The following is a 3,151-nucleotide window of genomic DNA, read 5'->3' as shown; positions in this document are numbered from 1 at the left end:
TTACGCGCTCCTTCTCAATCTTGCGTGGAGCCGGAATTTTCGTATGAATCGGTGCTTTTTTGGGCGCCGGCGATTTTTTCTTATTCTCCGTTAACGATTGTTCCGGCCCATGAATGGGAAGGCGTGTATAAAACCATGCGCTCCCTAAAGCAACACCAGCCATGACGGTTGCGATTACGATGACGCGCCAGAACCATGGAATTGATCTCTTTGGTGGAACCGGTGATATTTGGGCTAAGACATTACTCCGGATTTTCTGATAAACGAATGCGTTGTCTGTGCCGTCTTTTAGTTTTCGAAGTTGCGCCTGACTCTCTTTCATTTCAGCTGTGAAAGACCGGCAGGTTTCGCAAGTCCGGGAATGTGCTTCCAACAGTGCACTCTGATCAGCGGGTAGGTCCCCTTCAATCCATAATGCGATTTGTTCTTGATAAGAAATGCAGTTCATCTTCGCCTCCCGAGAAACCGGTTGCGGAAATCCTTGAGTTTGATGCGGGCCCGGCTGATCTGGGATCGAACCGTCGTTTCTGTTGAACCAAGAATTTCAGCAACTTCCTTTGTAGAGAGTCCTTCCACATCCCGCAAAACGATTGCGGCGCGTTCTTTTTCCGGCAGCGTCTGTAACGCCTGAGAAATCATCTTCACTTCTTCATCCAGATCGAGTGTATTGAAAACCGCTGATGTGTCTTCCATTTCGGGTAACTCTGTCGTCTTGCGGCGCTTTCTGGCGATATCGTGACAAACGTTCACAGTGACCCTATAGAGCCACGGTGATAACTCGCGCGCCGGATCCAGCTTGTTGATGTATTTGAACAGTCTTAAGAAAACATCCTGGGCTGCGTCCTGGGCGTCTTGCAGATTTCCCAGGATTCGGAGGGCGGTACGAAACACGCGCCGCTGATGCAGAATCATGATCTGATCAAAACTTTCCAGGTCTCCAGCTCGTGCGCGCAAAATCAATTCAGAATTTTCTGCTTCGGGCGACTCAATCACAACGGCTCCTGTATGCATAGACTCTCCATCGGCCCACTTGGATTTCGGATCTCTCTTCTATACATACTGCGGGAGTGCCGGAAGCGTTGATTTCAGGGGATAGGTTTCAGGCGGTTGTACTTTTTCAATACTTCTTTTAATCGCTCATGAGGAAGCTCAATCACTTTGTGATCATCGATACCAGTCATTGTTTTTGCAGCGATGAGTGCGTTAACGATTGCTTCTTCTGTTGCCTGGACGGTCGCTTCAAACAGACGATCCATTTTTTGGTTAGGCAGCATTTGCAGGACAGCTATGTCTTTTGGCTGACCGGCTTGCGGGTTGGCTACTGAGAAGGCGATGAAAATATCCCCCGATCCATTTCCCGAAATCGAGCCGGTCCGCGCAATTCCCAATGGGATTCTTCGAGCAATCCGCTTTAACTGATGTGGAAGCAATGGCGCGTCTGTGCCAGCAACAACGATGATCGAACCTGTATCGCGGCTGAAAATAGTTCCTTCCCGAATCTCTTGACCGACCGGAACGCCGGCAATTCTCAGTAACCTTCTCGATCCAAAGTTTGCCTGCACCAGAACGCCTACCGTATATGCTCCGAATTCATCAGAAAGTTTGCGGGAAGATGTGCCTATACCACCTTTAAACTCGTAGCAGATCATTCCTGTTCCTCCACCCACATTACCTTCCTCCACAGGACCCGGTTTTGCATTGGATATAGCTTGCAATGTGTGTTCCGGTTTAACATGAAAACCATTGATGTCATTTAACCAGCCGTCCCATGTCTCTGCAACCACAGGGAGGCCCCATGGTTGTTGCGCTCCGCCGGATTTTACCAACCACTGTATGACAGCATCCCGAACAACTCCTACGCTATGAGTGTTGGTGATCAGAACCGGACCTTCAAGAATTCCTGATTCCTCAACCCAGGTCGTTCCCGTCATTTCGCCGTTGCCATTTAATGAATGCCATCCTGCAAAAACTGGCGAAAGATCATTTTTGCCCCGCGGCAATATCGCGGTGACTCCTGTTCGTACTGGTCCTTGACCGACTTTCAATTTCCCTTCGCCCGAAATCAGTGTCGTGTGTCCAACCTCGACTCCCTTTACATCAGTGATTGCATTCATCTCTGCAGGTGTACCTTCAAAAGGAATATCTAAATCTCTTGCTCGTTCTGTTGCAGCAAAAGACAAACAAGAAATCAAAAGAATCAATATACAGAATGTGACGGAACGGTTTGAGTTCATTGGGTGCCTCCTGTCGAGAAAGATAGCACGAATGAAGGGCAGGTTAAGCGCTGATTGCCAGTGGTCCGAGCTTGATAATACCCAGAGAGTGGAACAAACGGACAAAAGGGTACACAGGATCGAACTCGAACCAGCGATATGCGAAATTCGCGCGATTGGGAAATTTGTGATGATTGTTTTGATACAACTCGCCAAACATCAACAGGTCAACGACGAGAGTATTGCGGGAATGATCGGCATTCGCAAAAGTCCGGTAACCGTATTTATGGCCGCACCAGTTTACGATCGCTCCATGAAAAACTCCCATCAGATAGTGAACGGGAAGGAGTAACAGCACCCAGAAATTGGTCATGTAATGAAAATAAAAAGTGGTGTAGAGCACTCCCCACAAAACGCGAACGTACATCGAATCTGCCATGCGATCAAACGATTCCCACTCGGGTGGCGCCGACTCTTCACTCGTAGAGACTACAAGATCGTGATAAAGCACTTTCGTTTTATACATCATGCTCATCACATCGCGTGAAAAATGAGGCGAATGAGGGTCTTGCTCCGTATCACTGTGCGCGTGATGTTGCCTGTGCAGGATGGCATAGGCGGATGGCTTCAGATAGGATGCGCCCTGGGCCAGAAAGGAAAGAATGAAGAAACATTTTTCCCAGAATCTGGACATCGTGAACATCCGGTGAGCCGCGTAACGGTGATGAAAAAATGTTTGAAAGAACAGGGAAGCGAACCAGTGCAAAAGAAAAAAGATCAGGATTTCCATAAAGCAGGGAACATCTTAAGTTTTTCCGTCCAAATAGCAATCTGCCTAAATTACTTAGTGTCCCTTCCCATAAATATGATGACATATGCTGCTGGCTCGCAGGCTTGATGGCAAGGCGCGAGCGAGGCGCATACCCGCTGTGGTATGT

4 protein-coding genes are annotated in these 3,151 nt (G+C 48.3%); all 4 read right to left on the bottom strand.

All coding sequences use genetic code 11. The annotated features are described in order from the left end of the window. Positions 1-448, bottom strand: a 448-nt coding sequence (locus L0156_27345; protein MCI0606717.1) for a zf-HC2 domain-containing protein, incomplete at its 3' end; no start/stop codon positions are given. Beyond that, on the bottom strand, positions 445-1,011 hold the full coding sequence (locus L0156_27340) for an RNA polymerase sigma factor (protein MCI0606716.1): 567 nt from the start codon (positions 1,009-1,011) through the stop codon (positions 445-447). The genes L0156_27340 and L0156_27345, both read right to left, overlap by 4 nt. A 74-nt stretch (positions 1,012-1,085) precedes the next feature. Continuing rightward, positions 1,086-2,234, bottom strand: a complete 1,149-nt coding sequence (locus tag L0156_27335) for a P1 family peptidase (protein ID MCI0606715.1) — start codon at positions 2,232-2,234, stop codon at positions 1,086-1,088. Between the two features lie 43 nt (positions 2,235-2,277). Then, a complete protein-coding gene (locus L0156_27330; GenBank protein ID MCI0606714.1) occupies positions 2,278-3,003 on the bottom strand; it encodes an acyl-CoA desaturase in 726 nt (241 codons plus the stop codon). Between the last annotated feature and the right edge of the window lie 148 nt (positions 3,004-3,151).

It is taken from the genome of bacterium (assembly GCA_022616075.1).
Classification (GTDB): Bacteria; Acidobacteriota; HRBIN11; order JAKEFK01; family JAKEFK01; genus JAKEFK01.
This window is presented reverse-complemented; position numbering and strand designations above follow the sequence as displayed.

Excerpts from the sequence above, each read along its gene's own strand:
- L0156_27340 (MCI0606716.1), bottom strand. The coding sequence starts at position 1,011 with ATGCATACAGGAGCCGTTGTGATTGAGTCGCCCGAAGCAGAAAATTCT.
- L0156_27335 (MCI0606715.1), bottom strand. The coding sequence starts at position 2,234 with ATGAACTCAAACCGTTCCGTCACATTCTGTATATTGATTCTTTTGATT.
- L0156_27330 (MCI0606714.1), bottom strand. The coding sequence starts at position 3,003 with ATGGAAATCCTGATCTTTTTTCTTTTGCACTGGTTCGCTTCCCTGTTC.